At 71.9% G+C, this 1,784-nt stretch carries 1 protein-coding gene; it reads right to left on the bottom strand.

All coding sequences use genetic code 11. The features are described from left to right. Positions 1 to 183 precede the first annotated feature (183 nt). Positions 184 to 1,784, bottom strand: a 1,601-nt coding sequence (locus AB0M20_RS41580) for a LamG-like jellyroll fold domain-containing protein (RefSeq protein WP_364306839.1), incomplete at its 5' end; no start/stop codon positions are given.

Here is a 1,784-nt window from a genome sequence, read left to right as displayed (position 1 = left end):
GCGGGGATCGGCCGCACCGGCACCGGCGTGACCGGCACGACCGGCTCCTTCTGCGGCGCCGAGGGCAGCACCGGCGGCGCCACACTGTGCGCGGCCGGCGCGTGCGCCAGCGTGCCCGTCAGCACGGCGGTCAGAACCGCGGCCAACCAACGCCTTGATCGAGGATGCATGACCGGGTCCTCTCTAGTTGAACCGGGTGATGACGAAGCCGAGCCGGCCGATCCTGGTCCGGCCTTCACAGAACTCGTCCCGGGAGGTGAACCGCTCGCCGTCCGCCGCCGGGGTCATGCGGCAGGAGTAGAGCGGCAAGGACTCGGCGAACGACGGCGGCTGGGTCCAGATCGCGCCCTCCCAGCGGCGCACGGTCTCGCCTTCACAGCCGGGATCGGTGGAGGAGAACTCGTCCGTGCCGGTGGTGCAGGAGTAGAGACCCTGGGTGCCGGGTTCGGCGGTCAGGCCGAGGATGCCCTGCGTACCCTCGGCGCGGTAGCCGGGCGGCACTCCGCCGAGAGTGACCGTGGTGATGTGGTCGTACTGCGGCGCCGGGGAGAGATGGCGCACCAGCTGCCGATAGGCCCGGGTGAATCCCATCGTGCCCTCGTTGCGGTGCTCCGGGCTCTCGCAGCCCTCCACGGTGGTCAGGTAGTGGTCGGCGCCGGCGACCACGCACCGGTAGACCCGCAACGACGGCCGCCCCGCCGGTGCTGACTTGTGGACGAGCCCGGCGGCTCCGAGCAGGGTGCTGTCGGCGGTCTCGCACCGGTCGACGGTCGTGTTGTACCACCCTCCGGGGTACCGGCAGGAGTAGAGCATCCGCGTGTCGGGCGTCCCGGACGCCGCCGGGATGCCGAGGCCGGGCTCGATGAGCATTCCCGGGGGTACGGGCCCGGTGCCCGAGAAGTGGTGCCCGTCGTGGTCGACGAACCGGGCCAGCTCCGCCCCGTACGGATTGGGCCGTCTGGTGACCGGGTTCTCGGAGTACCGCCCGGCCTCCGCAGCGCCGAACGCGCCGGTCCACGCGTGCACGTCGTCGATCCACCCGTCGAAGTACTGCGTCGCCGCACCGGCCTGCTTGGCGCGGCCCACCACAAGCGATCCCGGGACGTGCGCGGTGACCCGGCCCGGAGCCGCGCCCTTCTCCGCGCTGTTGACGTAGAGCCGGACCTCGCCGGCCGCGGCGTCGTAGACCCCGACCAGATCCGTCCACTCCGCTCCGTCGACGGGGGCCTCCGCGGTCAGCCGGTCCGGCACCGCCTTGTCGGCCCGGGACACCAGGAAGGCCCATCTGCCGTTGCGGTACTGCAGAGCGAACCCGGACGAGCTCGGGCCGTCCTGGCTGACGATCGTCTGGGTGCTCTGCGGGTTCTCCTGACGCAGCCGGGCCCGGGCGGTCACGGTGAAGCTGCCGTCGGTGCGTACCGCCTGCTGCGCGGTTTCGATCGCGGCGTCCCGGCCGTTGAACTGTGCGGAGAACGGGCCCACCCGGCCGGCATCCCAGGCGAGCTCGCCGGAGGACCTGCCCATCCGGTAGTTGCCGGAGACATCGGCGACGCTGGTGCCGGCTCCCTCGTCCATCGGCAGGAAGGCTTCCTCGACCGGCGCGTTCGCCATCCGCCGGATCTCGTCGGTGGTGAGCACACGGTCCCACGTCGTGACCTCGTCGATGCGGCCGCGCCACGGTTCGGCGTACGACCCAGCGATCTTGGACCGTCCGATCTGGAGGTTGCCGGTGGCGTTCCAGGCCGAGCTCAGCCGGCCGGTGCCGTGCAGCGACCCGTTGACGT

The sequence above is a fragment of the Actinoplanes sp. NPDC051633 genome, from assembly GCF_040681735.1.
Taxonomy (GTDB): domain Bacteria; phylum Actinomycetota; class Actinomycetes; order Mycobacteriales; family Micromonosporaceae; genus Actinoplanes.
Note: the sequence above shows the minus strand (reverse complement) of the source record. Positions and strands in the feature narration are given on the sequence as shown.